Source organism: Pedobacter zeaxanthinifaciens, from assembly GCF_003313335.1.
Taxonomy (GTDB): Bacteria; Bacteroidota; Bacteroidia; order Sphingobacteriales; family Sphingobacteriaceae; genus Pedobacter; species Pedobacter zeaxanthinifaciens.
The window spans coordinates 539,344-556,607 of sequence record NZ_QMHP01000001.1 but is presented as its reverse complement, the minus strand read 5'-3'; the positions used below and the strand labels follow the sequence as shown (position 1 = coordinate 556,607).

Genomic DNA, 17,264 nt, shown 5'->3' with positions numbered 1-17,264 from the left:
TCTGAAATACTAAATTGTCCTTAGCGTTGTTGGTCCAGCACCAATTTGTTCAACATATATGGTGGCATAGTAGCCAATTTTGTTAACATAATAGTCAGATAAATGCTTTGCAAAATCTTCCTCAAATCCTTTCTTCAATAGGGCAATTGCGCAACCGCCAAAACCGGCGCCAGTCATACGGGCGCCAATTACATGCTCATAGCCATTACAAAATTCAACAACGGTATCCAGCTCTTTACCGCTAACTTCATAAAGTTCTTTTAAGGATTGATGCGATGCATACATTAATTTACCGAAAGAATTTAGATTGCCTTCTGACAGTAGTTTTGCTGCTGAAATTACCCTGTCGTTCTCTTTGATGACGTGGGTGGCTCGCTTCAATAAAATTTCATCTTCAATCAAATGTTGATGCAAGGCAAATTTCTCAGCACTTAGTTCGCAAAGGTTGTTAATGTTAATTTCCTGTTGTAAACATTGCAGGGCTTTTTGGCATTCCTGCACTCGCTCATTGTATTTAGAGTCGGCAAGTGTTCGGTGTTTATTAGTATTGATAATTGCTAGCGAATAATCACCCAAATTACATGCAATTAACTTATGCTTCAGTGTATCGCAGTTTAAAACGATAGCGGTATCTTTTTCGCCAAAAGCAACAGCGAATTGATCCATAATACCTGAGTTTACACCGATAAACTCATTTTCTACTTTCTTGCAGTGTTTCACTAGGCTCAACCGATCTATTCCCAAATCATAAATTTGATTTAAGGCAAATGCGGTTACCACTTCTATTGATGCCGAAGACGAAAGCCCCGAGCCAATCGGAATATTGCCATGATACAGCAAATCAAGTCCGCCCCATTGCCAATCGTATGCTTTTTGTAGCTCATTAATTACACCTAACGGATAGTTAAACCATTCACTTCCAGTTTTTGAAAAGGAGTTTTGCAAAGGGATTTCTATCTGTTCTTCAAAGTTTAAACTACGAAATCTGATTACATTTTCATCGGTTTTACCTACGCAAAGCCAAGTTCCCATGGTAATTGCACAAGGCATCACCAATCCGCCATTATAATCTATATGTTCCCCAATTAAATTTACACGCCCAGGCGCAAAAAACTCATATTGAGGTGTATAGCCAAAATTTTTTTCAAATAATTGGTGAAGTTGATCTTTCATCCGGGTGGGTTTATCATTTCTTTGATCTAGTTTAAATCCTAAATCGTGTATTTTCGCTGTTTTTCGTGTTTAAATTTCACTTAACAATGATTATTATTGTAAGCGCCAAATAGGCGTCTAAGATAGCAATAATGAAAGCAAACCAAATATCCACAGGCAAATTTGTAAATGATAAAGAAGTAATTGCCGTAGAGTTAAGCAATACAAAAGGAACTTATGTTAAAATCTTTAACTACGGTACCATCATCAATAAGTTTGTGGTTAAAAACGCAAAAGGTGAAGATCAAGATATTGTATTGGGGTTTGATGATTTTGATGGCTATATCAGCAAAGAATATCTTTCCAATTATCCATACTTTGGAAGTATTGTTGGAAGATACGCAAATAGAATAAAAGGAGGGGAGTTCACTATTGAGGGGACGAGCTATCAGCTGCCTAAAAATAACGGAGATGATTGCTTACATGGTGGCTTACAAGGTTTCGATCAAAAAGTATGGGATATTGTGGAGCTAACTGAGTCGCCAAATGCTTCAGTAACTTTTCATTATTACAGTTTCGACGGAGAAGAAGGATTCCCGGGAGATTTGGCTGTACAATTACAATTTACATTGACGGAAAATGACGAATTGATTTTGACTTACCAAGCGGATACCGATGAAGCTACACCAATCAACTTAACGCATCACAGTTACTTTAACTTGGCTGCGAATAGTAACGATATCAGATCTCACGTTCATCAAATGAATGCTTCGAATTGGTTGGAGCAGGATGATAACTACGTGGTAACGGGCAAACTAATTCCTGTTGATGGAACTCACCATGATTTTAGAAAAGGAAAAACCTTTGCCGAGGGTTGGGACGAGGAAAATGGTTACGACCAAACTTATGTGCTGGATAAAACCTATGGCGAATTGACGTTAGCAAGCAAGACTTCGGCGGTAGATAGCGGACTTACATTATCCATTTACACAACTGAACCAGTGGCCCATTTGTACACCGCTAAATACACTGATGTGAAAAACGGAAAAGACGGAAAAAGCTATGGTAAATTCAGTGCTTTCTGTGTAGAAACGCAACACGCACCAAATTCACTAAATATCCCAGCGTTTCCTTCAACTATTCTGCAACCTGGAGAGGTTTATCATCAAACTACCATCTACAAGGTTAGCAAATAATTTTTGCAAAACTTAAACTATGAATACCATCTTAAAAACGCTCAACAACAGAAAATTTATACTAGGGATTTGGCTTTTGCTAGCCATTTTCCTGGGATTTAAACAATATCATAAGGGGTCGTATAACAACTACTTGATATTTAAACATGTTTATCACCACGCCGTAGAACGTTTAAATCTTTATGCAGAATATCCACAGCAATATGGCGATACCAATCATTACGGTCCATTTTTCTCTTTGTTAATTGCACCGTTTGCATTATTGCCTGATTACATTGGCACTATTCTTTGGCAGATAGCGAATACGCTTTTTCTTTTTTTTGCTATTCAACAACTTCCTTTGGCATTTAAAAAAATAAATGCAGTGTATTGGATTGTTGCCCATGAACTGATGACGGCCTTATTTAGTTTTCAGTTCAACATTTCAATTGCAGCAATAATCATTTTAACTTTTGCCTTTATACAGCGTGGTAAAAACTTTTGGGCCGCCATGCTGATTATGCTAGGTACTTTTGTGAAACTTTACGGTATCGTTGGATTGGCTTTCTTCTTTTTTGTAAAGAAGAAATGGAATTTTGTACTTTCTTGCTTTTGCTGGGCCTTGATATTTTTTATACTGCCGATGGTGTTTTTCTCGCCAACTTATATTTTGCAGTGCTATCAGGATTGGTATCGGTCGCTAGCACAAAAGCAGCAGTTGAATGCCAGTTTAACCTCAATGCAAGATATTTCGGTAATGGGAATGGCCAGGCGGATTTCTGGAGATGTAAATCTTCCAAATCTTCCTTTCTTAGCTGGAGGCTTATTACTTTTTGCTTTGCCATATCTGCGCATCAAAGCTTACGCTGATTTAAATTTTAGATTATTGTTGTTAGCTTCAACATTAATTTTTACGGTAATATTTAGTAATTCCTCTGAATCGCCGACCTACATTATTGCCTTTTTAGGTGTGTCCATATGGTTTTTAATACAACAACGACCTTTTAAAATTTGGCAAATTGCGTTATTTGTCTTTGCTTTATTGCTCACTAGTTTCTCCCCGTCAGATTTGTTCCCTAAATTTGTGAGGGAAAATTATATCAAACCTTACTCACTTAAAGCATTGCCGTGTTTAATAGTTTGGTTGGTAATTATTTACCAAATGATGTGTAGTAAATTTAACCAAACTGAACAATTGCATGCAGAATAAGCTAGTTTCTATAGTTATCCCGGCTCATAACGAAGAAGAAAATATCGTTGTTATTGCTACACGTATTGAGCAAGTGTTGGCAGGGCTTTCTTACGACTATGAGATAATTATTGTTGACGATGGTTGTAGAGATAATACATTGAGTGTGGTGCAGCAATTGGCGGCAAATGATCCGAGAGTGTTTTTTATTGAGCTTTCGAGGAATTTTGGGCATCAATCTGCATTAAAAGCCGGACTTGACCACGCTCATGGTGATTGCGTAATTTCGTTAGATGCTGACCTGCAACATCCACCTGAACTTTTCGCTGAAATGCTTAATAAATGGGAGGAGGGATACGACGTGGTTTATACACGACGTGAAGAAGATCCCAATTTACCTTTAGCTAAACGCAAAACTTCTAGGTATTTTTACAAGCTACTGAATGCGCTTTCAGAAACTGAAATAGAAGCTGGCACTGCTGATTTTAGGTTGATGGATGCAAAAGTGGTGGAGGTATTTAGAAATTTCAAGGAAAACGATCTGTTTATTAGGGGAATGATCAAATGGCTGGGATTCAGGCAATACGCTATTGATTACATGCCTAACAAACGCTATGCTGGTGCTAGTAAGTACAATTTGAGAAAAATGCAGAAGCTTGCCGTTCAAGGCGTAACTTCGCTTAGCGTAAAACCATTACACATGGCCGTTTATCTTGGCTTTTTCATCTCTTGTTTATCGCTGCTTTACGTTCCGTATGTTTTTTATGCCTACTTTTTCGCTAAACACGTTAATGGCTGGGCGTCGCTTATTGTTACTGTGGCATTTTTTGGTGGGTTACAATTGGTAATTTTGGGCATTATTGGTATTTATATCGGTAAAATGTTCATGCAAGGCAAAAATCGTCCTACGTATATCATCAGGTCAACAAATATTAAATAAGCCATGGTATTGTTAAGTTTTGATATTGAAGAATTTGATATGCCATTTGAATATGGTAAGGAGATCTCTTTTGAAGATCAGATGAGTATATCTGTAGGTGGTTGCCATGTCATTTTGGATTTACTAAAGAAACATCAATTTAAGGCTACGTTTTTTTCGACTGCAACTTTTGCCATTAATGCGCCTGAAATCATCGCTAGGATAAAAACCGATGGACATGAGTTGGCTTCGCATACTTATTACCATTCGAAATTTGAGGATGCAGATCTTCGCAAGTCGAAGGAGAAGTTGGAAGAACTTTCGGGCCTGCAGGTAACTGGCTTTAGAATGCCCAGAATGGCGCCAGTTAGTGATGAAGAAATTGAAAAAGCCGGATATACTTACAACAGTTCCATCAATCCAACTTTACTGCCCGGAAGGTACAACAACTTGCATATCTCACGTACTTACTACAAATTAGGAGGCGTAATGCAGTTGCCAGCTTCTGTTACGCCAATTTTCCGTATTCCGCTTTTTTGGCTTTCTTTTCATAATTTCCCGTTATGGTACTACAAACACATCTTCAATAAGGCTTACCGCAAAGATGGCTACGTCAACATTTACTTCCATCCTTGGGAGTTTTATGATTTAAACGACAAACAGCGCTTTGGCTTCCCAGGCTATGTAAGTAGGAATACCGGATTAAAGATGAAAGACCGCTTGGATCAGCTGATGGCTTGGATCAATCGCAATCACTATCCAACATCAACTATTGCATCGTTTTTAGAAAGTGTTGATTAACTTTCCTTTTCGGCTGGCGACTTTACCGTTTTAAATGTGAAATACGTTTGGCAGAAATAAGCATACAAGGATAGAAAAACAATAATTAAGGCTTGTGACGGTGTTGCCCAAAACCCTAAATAGCCAACAAGAAAGTGTAGCAGCAGGTAATCAAATAAAATGCTACTTACGGTTACAAACGCATACCTAAAGAGCTGTACATGGCTTTGTAAATTAGACTGCTGAAATACAACGAACTTATTAAGTGTAAATCCTATGGGGAAACTGATTGATAGCGCAAGTAAGTAAGCGGCAATATATCTGCTTACAGGATAGGACATCAAGTAAACAACTTCTTGTTGAAAAATGAAATTGTACGCTAGGTAAAAAGTTAATAGGTTTAATGCAGCATTTCCACCGCCACAAGCTAAATATCTAAATGTTTGTAAATCAAATATCTTTCTAAATGGAGGATAAAAAAAATCGATTACAGGAAGCAATATGGCTCGTAAACCTTTGGCGAAATTCATCTGTCAGTTAAATTCTCTCTAATATCGTTGTGATGGCCTTTTCTACAATCGCATTTGGATTGGTGCTAAACTCAAACTTCACTCTGCTAGCTAAAATCGCATTGATTGATAGTGCTTTATGGCCAAGTGTGTTGGCCAAAGCATAAATCCCAGCAGTTTCCATTTCTAGGTTGGTAATGCGTTGGTTTTTACTGGCGAATGAGTTTAATTTCCCAATAAAATCACTTATTGTACCCTTTGCCCTAACTTTTCTACCCTGAGGAGCATAAAAACCCGGCGCTGTTGCAGTAATCCCAGTTGGCATATCGTGAGCAAATTGCTCAAGCAAACTTTTATCAGCTACATTGAGGTAAGGTTTAATGCCATCCATATTGCCAAAATGTGTATGGATATCTTTGAGCAGTGACTGCTCTTCTTCACGTAGTTGCTGTTCGTAGTAATGCATCAGTGCATCGAAACCTAAGCCGTGAGATGATGCCAAGATAGTTCCCATTGGTAGGTCAGGTTGTATAGCGCCCGAAGTGCCAATTCTAATCAAATTTAGCGATTTCAACTGCGGCTTAACTGTTCTAGAATCAAAATCGATATTTACCAAAGCATCCAATTCATTTAAAACAATATCGATGTTATCCGTGCCAATTCCTGTAGAAATTACCGTAAGTCGCTTACTTCCAATGTAGCCTGTATGCGTAATAAACTCACGTTTTCCTTTCTTTAGTTCGATACGGTCAAAATGCTTGCTTACTTCTGGAACCCTGTCTAAATCTCCAACAGTAATCACTGTATCGGCAATGTCTTCAGGAAGTAAATTCAAATGGTAAATACTTCCGTCTTGGTTGATGATTAAATCCGCTTCTGATAACTTTGCTGATTGGTTCATTAGTACAATACTTGATTTGTTAATTGCTATTTGTTTAATTGGTTGGTTGTAGAATAGCGCCTTTAACCTACTAACCACTAACACCTATTCACTAATTCCTAACACCTAATCCCTAACTAAACTGTCCCTAAATATACGGTTTTCAAACCTTCTACCTTGTCTAATTTGTTCAAAACTTGGTTTAAATTTGATTTCCTAACTTCAAAAGTTATCTGGCATTTCGTATCAAAATCCTGACTTAATACATTCAGTTGTTCTTCCTTAATGATTTTCATTACATCATTCATAGCCAGGTAATCGAAGTTAACTTCCTACACATCGTTAACCGTTTTCTGAACAATGTTTGCTGCACTGAGCGCTTCTTGCGTGGCTGATTTGTATGCATTAATCAAACCTGGTACACCTAGTAATGTCCCTCCAAAATACCTCGCCACCACTACCAAAATGTTAGTAACATCTGCTGATAAAAGTGCATTTAAAATGGGTCTTCCCGCAGTTCCCGAAGGCTCTCCATCATCATTAAAACGATGTACATTTCGGTCGGGCGTTAAACGCATCGCCCAGCAAAAATGTCTGGCTTTGGCGTGCTCATTTCTAAGTACCGCAATAATTTCTTTGATCTCGTTTTCAGTTTTGATGGGGTAGGCGTATGCTATAAACTTGCTACCTTTATCCCTAAAAATTCCTTCGGTAGCTTCACGGATGGTTTGGTAGGTATCATTAAACAGCATACAATTTGGATAAGGTAATTAAAACGATAGAAGCGATAGCTAGAGCCAAACCCACATAATTCCAGTTGCTTAGTTTTTCCCTAAAAATGAATATCCCTATTAAGCTTCCCGCTACAATTACACCCATATTCATTGCCGCAAATACAGTTGAGGGGTTGTTAGACATCGAACGATGCGCTTCCAAATAGAATAAAATGTTGCCGAAATTAAAGATTCCTAAAATACAACCGCAAAAGAAATTAACCAGTTGAAGTTTTGTTTTCTTTTGAACTACAAGATATAAGAGGTATAAAATGGAAAGTAAAAAAGCAATGGTATAGATAATGAATAGCGAGGTGGTGTAAGGTACTTCGGTAATTTGGCTTACCATTTTGAAAAGGATATCAACAGCGCCAAAACCTAGAAACACCAGTAAAAGATATAGCCAACTTTTTTTGCTCGTCATTCTATCGCCTTTGCGGTACATGGTGAAGATAATTGCCAAAAATCCAAATACTACCGCTACTTCTTTATACCTGTCAAAACTTTCTTTAAACAAAAAATATGCAGCGCTGAGCGAGATAAATAAGGATAGACGCTGGGCAATATCAGTTCTGGCTAGTCCTGCTTTCCTAACAGATAATCCCAAAGCAAGGAATAAGGTAGGTAACAATAATCCAAGGATGTAATAGGTAGGCGTAAGGGAACTCAAGCTAATTCCACTTAAATTAGGTTTAAAACAAATTAAACTTAATAAAATTGCAAATAAGTAATTCCACGTAACGGCTTGGGTGATATTGATTTGATAGCGTTTAGCAAGTTTTAAAAGTACGCCTACGGTTACACTGCAAATAACGCTCAACACTAAATAAATCATAACTTAATTTGCTTTAAAACCTGCAATTTATCATTTCCAACTGAAATTTCATCCATTAATTCTCCATTAATTTGTGGCGCTTTAATCCCATTTTCCCAATTCACATTAGCGGTAAAGATGCGGGCTTCGTCCCAAAGTCCATCTTTAATAAATTGCTGAAGCAAATTGGCCCCGCCCTCTATGATTACCGATTGGATGTCCATCAGGTAAAGTTGGTAAGCTATTTTCTGAGGTAAATAGAAGTGCATGTCTTCCATCTGCACATAGTGAATGTTGTTAACTACTTCCGTTTTTACTTCGTTGAAAATGATAGTTTTGGCATCCCCATTAAAAATATGGTAATCTTCCGGAATTGATAAAGACTTGTCAACCACTATGCGTATTGGATTTTTACCTTGCACTTCACGAGTGTTCAGCTGTGGATTATCGGCTAACACCGTATTCTTACCTACTAAAATGGCATCTTCTTCGCTACGCCATTGATGGCTAAGTACTTTGGCTTCGGAGCCTGAAATCCAACGCTGCGTTTGATCTAAAGGGGCGAAAAATCCATCTGAAGTTTGTGCCCATTTTAAAATAAGATAGGGGCGCTGCTGGGTAATTCTAGTAAAAAACCTACGGTTGATCTCCCTGCACTCATCATCAAGTACCCCCGATACCACTAATATACCTGCATTTTTTAGTTTCTCAATGCCTTTGCCATTCACACTATCAAATGGATCTGTATTGCCAATTACCACCTTTTTTAACTGATGTTTCACTAACAAATCAGCGCATGGTGGTGTTTTTCCAAAATGGGCACATGGCTCTAAAGAAACATAGGCGGTAGCATTCGATAAAAGTTCAGCAGCATAATCACCATGTTGCTGCAATACATCATTAATTGCATTTACTTCGGCATGTGCCTGACCAAATTTCTGATGATAACCTTCACCAATAATTTGATTGTCATGAACTATCACACAACCAACCAGCGGATTTGGGCTAACATTTCCTTTGCCTTTTAGAGCAAGTTCCAAACAGCGGCGCATGTAAAATTCGTCATTCATCAGCACAAAAATAACTTTTATTTTGGCATTCGCCGATGCCAAATTTGAAGCATTAGTCACATTTTTGTACATTTAAACTTTGTTTTGATCCCATCAACAAAGTTTTTAATCCCATGCAATTCATCGAGCTAGTTCAATTATATCAAGATAAATTAAACCTTCTCTACGATGAGGAAGAAGTACAGTCGCTATTTTTAATGGCTGTAAAGGATACACTTGGCTATAATAGAAGTGATTATTTGCTAAATAAACAACAAATTGTTCCCGACACTGCTTTATTGCGACTCAATAATATCTTAAATGAACTGGTTCTAGGTAAACCCATACAATACATTTTGGGATATGCAGAATTTTACGGTCTGAAATTTAACGTTAATCCATCAGTTTTAATTCCACGTCCTGAAACTGAGGAGCTTGTTGAATGGATATTGACCACTTGTCGTAAAACTTCAGATGAAGATTATAGTAAGTTAAATATCAGTTTATTAGATATTGGAACAGGAAGTGGTTGTATCGCGATAGTATTGAAAAAGCACTTACCAAAAGCCCAAGTTTCCGCAATTGATATTTCAACTGCAGCTTTAACAACAGCCAAACAAAATGCGTTGTTAAATGAAGTTCCCGTCGTTTTTATTGAAGATGATATCTTGAATTCCCAGATAGAAGCTAAGATGCTCAACCTAGATGTAATTGTAAGTAATCCGCCCTATATTATGGAAGAGGAAAAAACTGCAATGCATCAAAATGTGTTGGCAAATGAACCACACACGGCCCTATTTGTTGCCAATGATCGACCGCTGATTTTTTACGAGGCAATTGCTGATTTTGCCAATAAGCATCTGAAACCTGGAGGGACGTTGTACTTCGAAATTAATGCTGCTTTAGGGAAAGAAACTGTGAAAATGCTGCATGATAAGGGTTTCGAGGCTATCCGACTAAAATTAGATATGCAGGGTAAAGACCGTATGATTAGCGCCCAAAAGCCTATTTAATTCGATATAAACCCTTGCTATAAATATACTAACGAACCTATCCCAAAACTTTTTTGGCTTTAGCATTGTTGATATTTAGATTTTTAACCAATTAAATTAATTGTCATGAAACATTTAAAATCAATATCAGCAATACTAGGTGTTGTGCTATTTGCCAGTTGTGGTGTTAGCAAAAAGAAATACGCTGAGTTGCAAGGTAATTTTAACGAAGTGCAACAGCAATATAACGATCTCAATAAAAAATTGATAGGTACTGAATCTGAGCTATCTAACGCCAAAACTAGGATTACAAGTTTGGACGAGGCAATTGCTAGAGAACGTGCCAACGCAAAGGAACTGCAAGATGCTTTGAATAAATGCTTAAACGCAAGTAGTCAGGGTAATGTTAATATTTCGAAACTGGTTGATGAAATTAACAGCTCTAATAAATACATCAAAGAGCTTATAGCCGCAAAAAATAAAAGTGATTCGCTTAATATGGTGTTAACTAACAATTTAACACGATCATTAAGTAGGGAAGAGATGAGTGACGTAGATGTACAAGTGCTTAAAGGTGTGGTGTATATTTCTCTGTCAGACAATATGTTGTACAAATCTGGTAGTTATGAAATTTCAGATAAAGCAGGGGCGACTTTGGCGAAAATTGCTAAAATCATCACTGATTACAAAGATTATGAAGTTTTAGTTGAAGGTAATACCGATAACGTTCCAATTAAAATGAGTAACATCAGAAACAACTGGGATTTAAGTGCGCTAAGAGCCTCATCTGTTGTGCAAACATTGCAGAATAACTATGGCGTAGATCCAAAAAGATTGACAGCTGGAGGTAGAGGAGAATACAATCCAATTGCGTCTAACGATACCGCCGCTGGTAAAGCAAAAAACCGTCGTACGCAGATTATCATTACCCCTAAATTGGATCAATTTATGGATTTGATAGGTAAATCAGCTGAAAAGCCTAGCAATTAATTGACAAATCCGTTTTACGGAAATAGCCTTTAAAAAGTTTATAACCGCAGATGTTAATTCATCTGCGGTTTTTTTATGCCCTAGGATGAAACTGCGTAATTACCGTTTTAAGATAATCGCGGTCTAGGTGCATATAAATTTCGGTAGTTGTTATACTGGCATGTCCAAGCATTTCTTGGATGGCTCGTAAATCGGCACCGCCTTCTATTAAATGAGTGGCAAAGGAGTGTCTTAATGTATGCGGACTAATTATTTTATCTATCCCAGCCGCTACTGCAAGAGACTTGATGAGATTAAAGATAGCGATACGGGACAGCTTGGCTCCAAAACGATTTAGGAAAATAAAATCTTCGTTTCCTTTTTTAATGTTTTGGTGTACTCGCACTTCATCTATGTAAATTTTAATAAATTTTAAGGCGGTAGCACCAATGGGTACAATTCGTTCTTTGTTACCTTTCCCAACAATTTTGATAAATTCGGTTTCTTCAAACAGATTGGAAATTTTAAGCTCAGTAAGTTCGCTTACTCGTAAGCCACAACTATACAGTGTTTCAATAATAGCTTTGTTACGCATTCCTTCCGGTTTGGAGGCATCAATTGCTGCTACTAATAAATTAATTTCATGAACGTTTAAAGTATCCGGTAATTTTCTGGTCTTCTTTGGTGTTTCTAACAATTCTGCCGGGTTAACGCTAATTAATTCTTCCTCTGTTAAATACCAAAAAAAGGATTTAATGCCTGAAACAACCCTTGCTTGCGTACTTGCTTCGGCGCCTAAGTCATTCAGCCAAACTAAAAAATCTCTTAAGTTTTTTAATTTAATTTGCTGTATCGATAACTCTTCTCCCATACAACTTAGATACTGGAAAAGCTTCTCCACATCTCTAAGGTAAGCTGCAATGCTATTATCTGCCAATGAACGTTCTAGTTTTAAGTAGGCAGCAAATCCTTTAATATACGGGCTAGAGTTCATTTTTTGAGTTCTTTTTTATAACATTGTGTTACGCAACAGCTACAAAAATACATTAGCTTTTTAGTTATACAGCCTTAAAGCATTATTTATTTGTGAGTTGCTATTGTGGTAATTAAAAGCAGTTAAATGAAGATACAAATTATCAACGGCCCAAATTTGAATTTGTTGGGTTTAAGAGAACCAACAATTTATGGCTCAGAAAGTATTGACCAATACATCGAGAAATTGAGAGAGCAATATTCGATATTGCAAATTGATTATTACCAAAGTAATGTGGAAGGCGAATTGATTAACAAATTGCATGAAGTTGGCTTTTCATACGATGGAATTATCATTAATGCTGGTGGTTATACACATACTTCGGTGGCCATTGCTGACGCTATTGCAGCGATAAAAACTCCCGTAGTAGAAGTTCATGTTTCCAATATTTATGCTAGAGAAGAGTTTAGACATGTATCTTTGACCGGAAAAAACTGCAAAGGTGTTCTTACCGGTTTCGGGTTAAATGGCTATCGCTTAGCAATCGAAAGTTTGCTCTTCCATTATAGCCAGGTTTAATAAAATTTATTTAATTAACGCAGAATGAAAAAGACTTCACTCCTTATTATTTTACTTTTTAGCTTCTATTTTTCGAACGGACAAACAGCCGTTAAACAACCTAAATTAGACGAAAATGCAGTTGTAAAAGACGAAAATGGTAGCGTTTATCCTTATGCCATTTGGAAAAAGTTATTAGAAACTGGACAATATTCAGCTAAGTTAGTGGCGAGAAACGATGGTGTAGCTCCCGAATTTCAGCTTTACAGAATGACCGCTGAACAAATGGAAGTGTACAGAAAGCGACGTGCCGAGATGTTGGCCAAATTACCTCAACCACGCCCTAGCGAAGCATTTACAGACGGCCAAAAGTTCAAATTTGAAAAAATGAAGGATTTAAGCGGGAATAAATATGATTTTAAGACTGATACAGGAAAAGTGGTAGTATTTAATTTTTGGTTTATTAACTGCCCGCCTTGTAAAAAGGAAATCCCTGAATTAAATGATTTAGTTGAAAAATACAAAGAAAACCCAAACGTCAAATTTATTGCCATTGCTTTGGACGACTCTTACAGTTTGAAAAATTTCTTGAAATTATCTCCGTTTAACTACAACATCGTTCCAGATGGGAGATATTTTTCTGATAAATATGATATTAAAGGTTATCCAACGCATGTAGTGGTTGGAAAAGATGGAACAGTGAAATTTAGCACGATGGGACTTGCCTCAAATACAGTTTACTGGGTGGATAAAGTCATCAAAGAACAGCTATAAGCCTTTCAAATCGGTAAACTTAGTTTTCTTTTTGATGAAGTAATTCCAAACCACACTAGCATGGTATACACCTGTATGTTTTGCTAATGCAATTTGTGGGCTTTTACGTTTAGCAGCTGTTTTGAAGAAATATTTAAAAAAATGGCAGTGAGCCTTACTAATAGCAAAAACAAATTTCCACTGCCCTTTAAAAGCGAATTGAAACCATGCCGCTAAATCTATCCATAAACGAATTAGAACTTTGTAAAATGCCTCCCAAAACGGGAGGTTTTTTTGCATAATGATGAGATTGTTCCTAAAATTGAGATAGCTTTTAAATGGGCTCCCTACGTTTAATGTGCCACCTCCAACGTGGTAAACTTCCGTCGCGGTGCAACATACAACTTTGTGACCTAGGTTTTTTAAACGCCAACACAAATCAATTTCCTCCATGTGAGCAAACAAATCTGCATCTAAGCCACCAGCTTGGTGCCAAGCGGAGGCTTTAATGAAAAACGCCGCACCACTAGCCCAAAAAATATCAATATCAGTATTGTACTGCCCGTTATCTTCTTCCAAAGTATCAAATAACCTTCCCCTGCAAAAAGTGTAACCAAAGTAATCAATGAAACCACCGGCTGCACCAGCATGTTCAAAAAAATGTTGGCTGGCCTGTAATTTAATTTTTGGCTGTGCCACTGCAATTGCAGCGTCGCTTTCCATCAAATCAATTACTGGCTTTACCCAGTTTTTTGGCACTTCAACATCTGAATTGAGTAAAACAAAATAAGCTGCATCAACTTGTTGCAGCGCTTTATTGTATCCTTCTGCAAAGCCATAGTTTTGATCGTTTATGATGAGGCGTACTTGCGGATATTGCTGTTGAACAAAAGCCACCGAATCATCCGTTGAAGCATTATCGGCAACGATGATACTAAGATTATCATACGCTGTTTGTACAACGCTGGGCAAAAACTGCTCTAAAAATTTCCGACCGTTCCAATTTAAAATTACTACAGCTACACTAGGGTTCATCTTTATCAAAGTCAAAAATTTATGATCTATTGGCTTTCCATCTGTTGTGGCTCCAAAGCCAGTATTGCGGTTCTTCTTGTATAGTTACAGCCAAATGTTTAAAAAACAGTTCTGTAATTTCAAATTCTTTAGTCTCATCTGGGTTCAAGCACATCGGAATACAGTCAATCTCATAGTAACCACGCTTTTTCCTTCTAATATCGAAATAAAAAACCGGGCGGTTAGTTTGCTTTGCTATTTTCTCCAAACCCAACAAAACAGAAGTTGGCTGATGTAGAAACTCAATAACATGTTGCACATCAGATATTGTTGGACTTTGATCGCTAGCAAAACAAAACATGCTGGCCTCTTTTCTCGTGGCTGCAACTGCTCTCAGCGTCTGTCGCATGGGAACAAATACATTACCAAACTTCGTCCTTAGTGCATTGAACCATTCTTCAAAAACCTTATTGTTGATGGGTTTGTAAATTACATGCGGATTGATGGAAAATTGCAATCCAGCTGCCATCATTCCCAATTCCCAATTTCCATAATGCCCGCTACAAGAAAGTACGCTTTCACCTTTTTCAAAATATGCCTCTGCCAAATGAAAGTTGTTCATTTTTACACGCTTGAACACTTCGGCTTTGCTGATGGAACTCATTTTCAAGATCTCCACCATTAAATCAGTTAAATAACGATAGAATTTGCGCTCTATAGCAATAATTTCCTGTTCAGATTTTTCTGGGAAGGAGAGCGTTAAATTTTTGCGGACAATTTTCTTCCGGTAACCAACTACGTGATAGACCAAATAGTAAAGCAGGCTAGAAATGCCAAACAAAAACCATAACGGCAGGTAGGATAGCAGATGCAAAAAAAAAGTACCTATTCGCAAAAAACCTTTTTTAATCATTAATTTGGCCAACTGAATTGCAAACTTAAAATATCAGATGCAAAATCAAGCTATATTTCCACTATTTTATCTTCCTCCTGTTAGTTATTTTACATTGCTAAAAGAAAATAATTTCGAATTTACACTAGAAAAATTTGAGCATTTTCCGAAACAAACCTTTCGTAACCGGGCCACAATAGCCTCGCCAAATGGACGATTAGATTTGGCTATACCGGTAGTAAAAGGAGCGAAGATACATACGCCATATAAAGATGTTAAAATTAGTTACGATGAGCGTTGGCAGCGTTTACATTGGTTAAGCCTTCAAAATTGCTATCGTAGCTCGGCATACTTTGAATTTTATGAAGATGGTTTAGCATCGTTCTACGAAAAAAAGTACGAATACCTTTTTGATTATAACTACGAAATACTAACCTGGCTCAATAAGCAGTTGAAATTGAATGTGCCATTAACTACAACAGCTAATTATGATGAAGAGGTACAATTAGATTACCGAAATGCGATGACTAAAAGAGAGGTGCCTCTAGTGCAAACAAAGTCGTATTTTCAAGTGTTCAGCGATAGAAACGAATTTATGCCAAATTTAAGTATTGTTGATTTGTTGTTTAATCAAGGTCCACAGGCTAAAAACTATTTTTAGTAGTTGCCATCTTTATTTTGGAATTAAAAAAGTCAGATATGTCGAAACCAATACGCTTTAAGCATAAGAAAAAGAAGTATGCGGTTCCAGAACCGGGAACTACACCGGGTTTTATCTACATTGATGAAAACTCGCTAAAGCCTAAGATAAGCTTGTATACTTTCAGTGCTGAAGAATTCGACGTAGTATCGCTTAACAGCTTACAAGATATTTCTAAACGGACTAAAAACGAAGCCCATTTTTATTGGGTTGAAATAAAGGGGTTGAATTCGGCTGAGCTTTTTAATGTTTTAAGTGAGGAGCTGCATATTCATAAATTGGTTTTGGAGGATATTACACGCACTTATCATCGCCCTAAATTTGAAGAGTACGACCAGTATAATTTTGCCATAAGCAGGATGCTGAGCGTAGCTGAAGATAGGGGATTGGAAAATCAGCAAGTTTCTTTCATTCAAACTAAAAATGTGCTTTACACCTTTCAGGAAACCTATGGCGACTGTTTAGATGCGGTTCGTAACCGGTTGAAGGAGGGAAAAGGAAACATCCGCGTAGGCGGTACAGGCTACCTAATGTATGCGCTCATGGACATGATTGTTGATGAGTATTTTGCAGTCCTGAATGAGTGGAGCGAAGATATGGATTTGATAGAAGACCGTTTGCTTGCTAATCCGGATAAATCAGTGATGTATGAAATGCAGCTGGTTAAAAGAAACCTCATCGCATTGCGTAGGGTGATTTGGCCTGAACGGGATAAAATGAACGACATCTTACGCACCGAAAGTGATTTAATTTCAGATCAAACAAAAATGTTCATTAAAGATGCCTACGATCATTGTGTGCAGCTAATGGATATGGTTGAAAGTATGAAAGAAATTTCTTCCAGTAATATTGATATGTATTTGTCTATCATCAGCAATCGCATGAATGAGATTATGAAAGTGTTGACGATTATTTCGTCCATTTTTATTCCGCTGACTTTTATTGCAGGTATTTATGGAATGAATTTCGCCAAACAGGATCCTGTTACTGGCAAAATTATGCCGTTCAATATGCCCGAGTTATATCAAGAACACGGCTATTTTTATACCATGCTAATAATGGGGTTGATAGGCGTGGTGCAAATATTTATTTTTTGGCGTAAAGGCTGGTTTAAATAATAAAATTAAATAAGTAAATATTTATTTTTAATTTTTTTTAATAATAGTTTTTTTG

The 17,264-nt window shown here is 37.2% G+C and carries 18 protein-coding genes and 1 pseudogene; 10 read left to right on the top strand and 9 right to left on the bottom strand.

Annotated elements, in window-relative coordinates; translation table 11 throughout:
• Window positions 1-9: 9 nt before the first annotated feature.
• Window positions 10-1,173, bottom strand: coding sequence for a galactokinase (locus DUT68_RS02385; protein ID WP_113635361.1), 1,164 nt, complete (start codon window positions 1,171-1,173; stop codon window positions 10-12).
• A gap of 131 nt (window positions 1,174-1,304) precedes the next feature.
• On the opposite strand from DUT68_RS02385, the gene DUT68_RS02380 reads away from it, so the two are divergent.
• The 4 genes from DUT68_RS02380 to DUT68_RS02365 are packed head-to-tail and all read left to right on the top strand — an operon-like array spanning window position 1,305 to window position 5,236.
• Entirely contained in the window at window positions 1,305-2,348 is a 1,044-nt protein-coding gene (locus DUT68_RS02380) for an aldose epimerase family protein (RefSeq protein ID WP_113635360.1), read from the top strand.
• 19 nt (window positions 2,349-2,367) lie between these two features.
• Window positions 2,368-3,537, top strand: a complete 1,170-nt coding sequence (locus DUT68_RS02375) for a glycosyltransferase family 87 protein (RefSeq protein ID WP_113635358.1) — start codon at window positions 2,368-2,370, stop codon at window positions 3,535-3,537.
• Window positions 3,527-4,456 (top strand): glycosyltransferase family 2 protein, encoded by a 930-nt coding sequence (locus DUT68_RS02370; protein ID WP_113635357.1) that lies wholly within the window; start codon window positions 3,527-3,529, stop codon window positions 4,454-4,456. Before DUT68_RS02375 ends, DUT68_RS02370 begins: the two co-directional genes overlap by 11 nt.
• Before the next feature lie 3 nt (window positions 4,457-4,459).
• Window positions 4,460-5,236, top strand: a complete 777-nt coding sequence (locus DUT68_RS02365; protein WP_113635355.1) for a polysaccharide deacetylase family protein — start codon at window positions 4,460-4,462, stop codon at window positions 5,234-5,236.
• On the opposite strand, the gene DUT68_RS02360 is transcribed toward DUT68_RS02365, so the two are convergent.
• The 5 genes and pseudogenes from DUT68_RS02360 to ribD all read right to left on the bottom strand — a co-directional run bounded on the left by DUT68_RS02360 (window position 5,233) and on the right by ribD (window position 9,261).
• The gene (locus DUT68_RS02360) at window positions 5,233-5,745 is read right to left on the bottom strand and encodes a GtrA family protein (RefSeq protein WP_113635353.1); all 513 of its coding nucleotides are present in this window, start codon (window positions 5,743-5,745) and stop codon (window positions 5,233-5,235) included. The genes DUT68_RS02365 and DUT68_RS02360 overlap by 4 nt on opposite strands.
• A gap of 7 nt (window positions 5,746-5,752) precedes the next feature.
• Window positions 5,753-6,625 carry a nucleoside phosphorylase gene (locus DUT68_RS02355; RefSeq protein ID WP_113635485.1) on the bottom strand — a complete coding sequence of 291 codons (873 nt, stop codon included), beginning with the start codon at window positions 6,623-6,625 and terminating at the stop codon, window positions 5,753-5,755.
• Window positions 6,626-6,741: 116 nt separating this feature from the next.
• Window positions 6,742-7,356, bottom strand: a pseudogene (locus DUT68_RS02350) (IMPACT family protein).
• Window positions 7,346-8,212, bottom strand: a complete 867-nt coding sequence (locus DUT68_RS02345) for an EamA family transporter (RefSeq protein WP_113635351.1) — start codon at window positions 8,210-8,212, stop codon at window positions 7,346-7,348. Before DUT68_RS02345 ends, DUT68_RS02350 begins: the two are co-directional and overlap by 11 nt.
• The gene (gene ribD, locus DUT68_RS02340; protein WP_113635483.1) at window positions 8,209-9,261 is read right to left on the bottom strand and encodes a bifunctional diaminohydroxyphosphoribosylaminopyrimidine deaminase/5-amino-6-(5-phosphoribosylamino)uracil reductase RibD; all 1,053 of its coding nucleotides are present in this window, start codon (window positions 9,259-9,261) and stop codon (window positions 8,209-8,211) included. Before ribD ends, DUT68_RS02345 begins: the two co-directional genes overlap by 4 nt.
• Window positions 9,262-9,374: 113 nt before the next feature.
• Here ribD and prmC point away from each other — a divergent pair, with 113 nt between their 5' ends.
• Both prmC and DUT68_RS02330 read left to right on the top strand, forming a co-directional pair.
• On the top strand, window positions 9,375-10,253 hold the full coding sequence (gene prmC / locus DUT68_RS02335; protein ID WP_113635349.1) for a peptide chain release factor N(5)-glutamine methyltransferase: 879 nt from the start codon (window positions 9,375-9,377) through the stop codon (window positions 10,251-10,253).
• Between the two features lie 105 nt (window positions 10,254-10,358).
• Window positions 10,359-11,222, top strand: a complete 864-nt coding sequence (locus DUT68_RS02330) for an OmpA family protein (RefSeq protein WP_113635347.1) — start codon at window positions 10,359-10,361, stop codon at window positions 11,220-11,222.
• 73 nt (window positions 11,223-11,295) lie between these two features.
• Here the strand turns inward: DUT68_RS02330 and xerD are convergent, their stop codons facing one another.
• Window positions 11,296-12,195, bottom strand: a complete 900-nt coding sequence (gene xerD, locus DUT68_RS02325; protein WP_113635345.1) for a site-specific tyrosine recombinase XerD — start codon at window positions 12,193-12,195, stop codon at window positions 11,296-11,298.
• A 126-nt stretch (window positions 12,196-12,321) separates the two neighbouring features.
• On the opposite strand from xerD, the gene aroQ reads away from it, so the two are divergent.
• Together aroQ and DUT68_RS02315 are read left to right on the top strand one after the other, a co-directional pair.
• Complete coding sequence (gene aroQ, locus DUT68_RS02320; RefSeq protein WP_113635343.1) at window positions 12,322-12,753, top strand: type II 3-dehydroquinate dehydratase; 432 nt, start codon at window positions 12,322-12,324, stop codon at window positions 12,751-12,753.
• Between the two features lie 24 nt (window positions 12,754-12,777).
• Complete coding sequence (locus DUT68_RS02315) at window positions 12,778-13,506, top strand: TlpA family protein disulfide reductase (protein WP_113635342.1); 729 nt, start codon at window positions 12,778-12,780, stop codon at window positions 13,504-13,506.
• On the opposite strand, the gene DUT68_RS02310 is transcribed toward DUT68_RS02315, so the two are convergent.
• Together DUT68_RS02310 and DUT68_RS02305 are read right to left on the bottom strand one after the other, a co-directional pair.
• Complete coding sequence (locus tag DUT68_RS02310; protein ID WP_113635340.1) at window positions 13,501-14,520, bottom strand: glycosyltransferase family 2 protein; 1,020 nt, start codon at window positions 14,518-14,520, stop codon at window positions 13,501-13,503. The two genes, DUT68_RS02315 and DUT68_RS02310, sit on opposite strands and share 6 nt — an antisense overlap.
• A 19-nt stretch (window positions 14,521-14,539) precedes the next feature.
• Window positions 14,540-15,412, bottom strand: coding sequence for a lysophospholipid acyltransferase family protein (locus tag DUT68_RS02305; RefSeq protein ID WP_113635339.1), 873 nt, complete (start codon window positions 15,410-15,412; stop codon window positions 14,540-14,542).
• A gap of 37 nt (window positions 15,413-15,449) precedes the next feature.
• Here DUT68_RS02305 and DUT68_RS02300 point away from each other — a divergent pair, with 37 nt between their 5' ends.
• Both DUT68_RS02300 and corA read left to right on the top strand, forming a co-directional pair.
• Window positions 15,450-16,052, top strand: coding sequence for a WbqC family protein (locus tag DUT68_RS02300; protein ID WP_113635337.1), 603 nt, complete (start codon window positions 15,450-15,452; stop codon window positions 16,050-16,052).
• 38 nt (window positions 16,053-16,090) lie between these two features.
• Window positions 16,091-17,209, top strand: coding sequence for a magnesium/cobalt transporter CorA (gene corA / locus DUT68_RS02295; RefSeq protein WP_113635336.1), 1,119 nt, complete (start codon window positions 16,091-16,093; stop codon window positions 17,207-17,209).
• The last annotated feature ends 55 nt before the right edge of the window (window positions 17,210-17,264 follow it).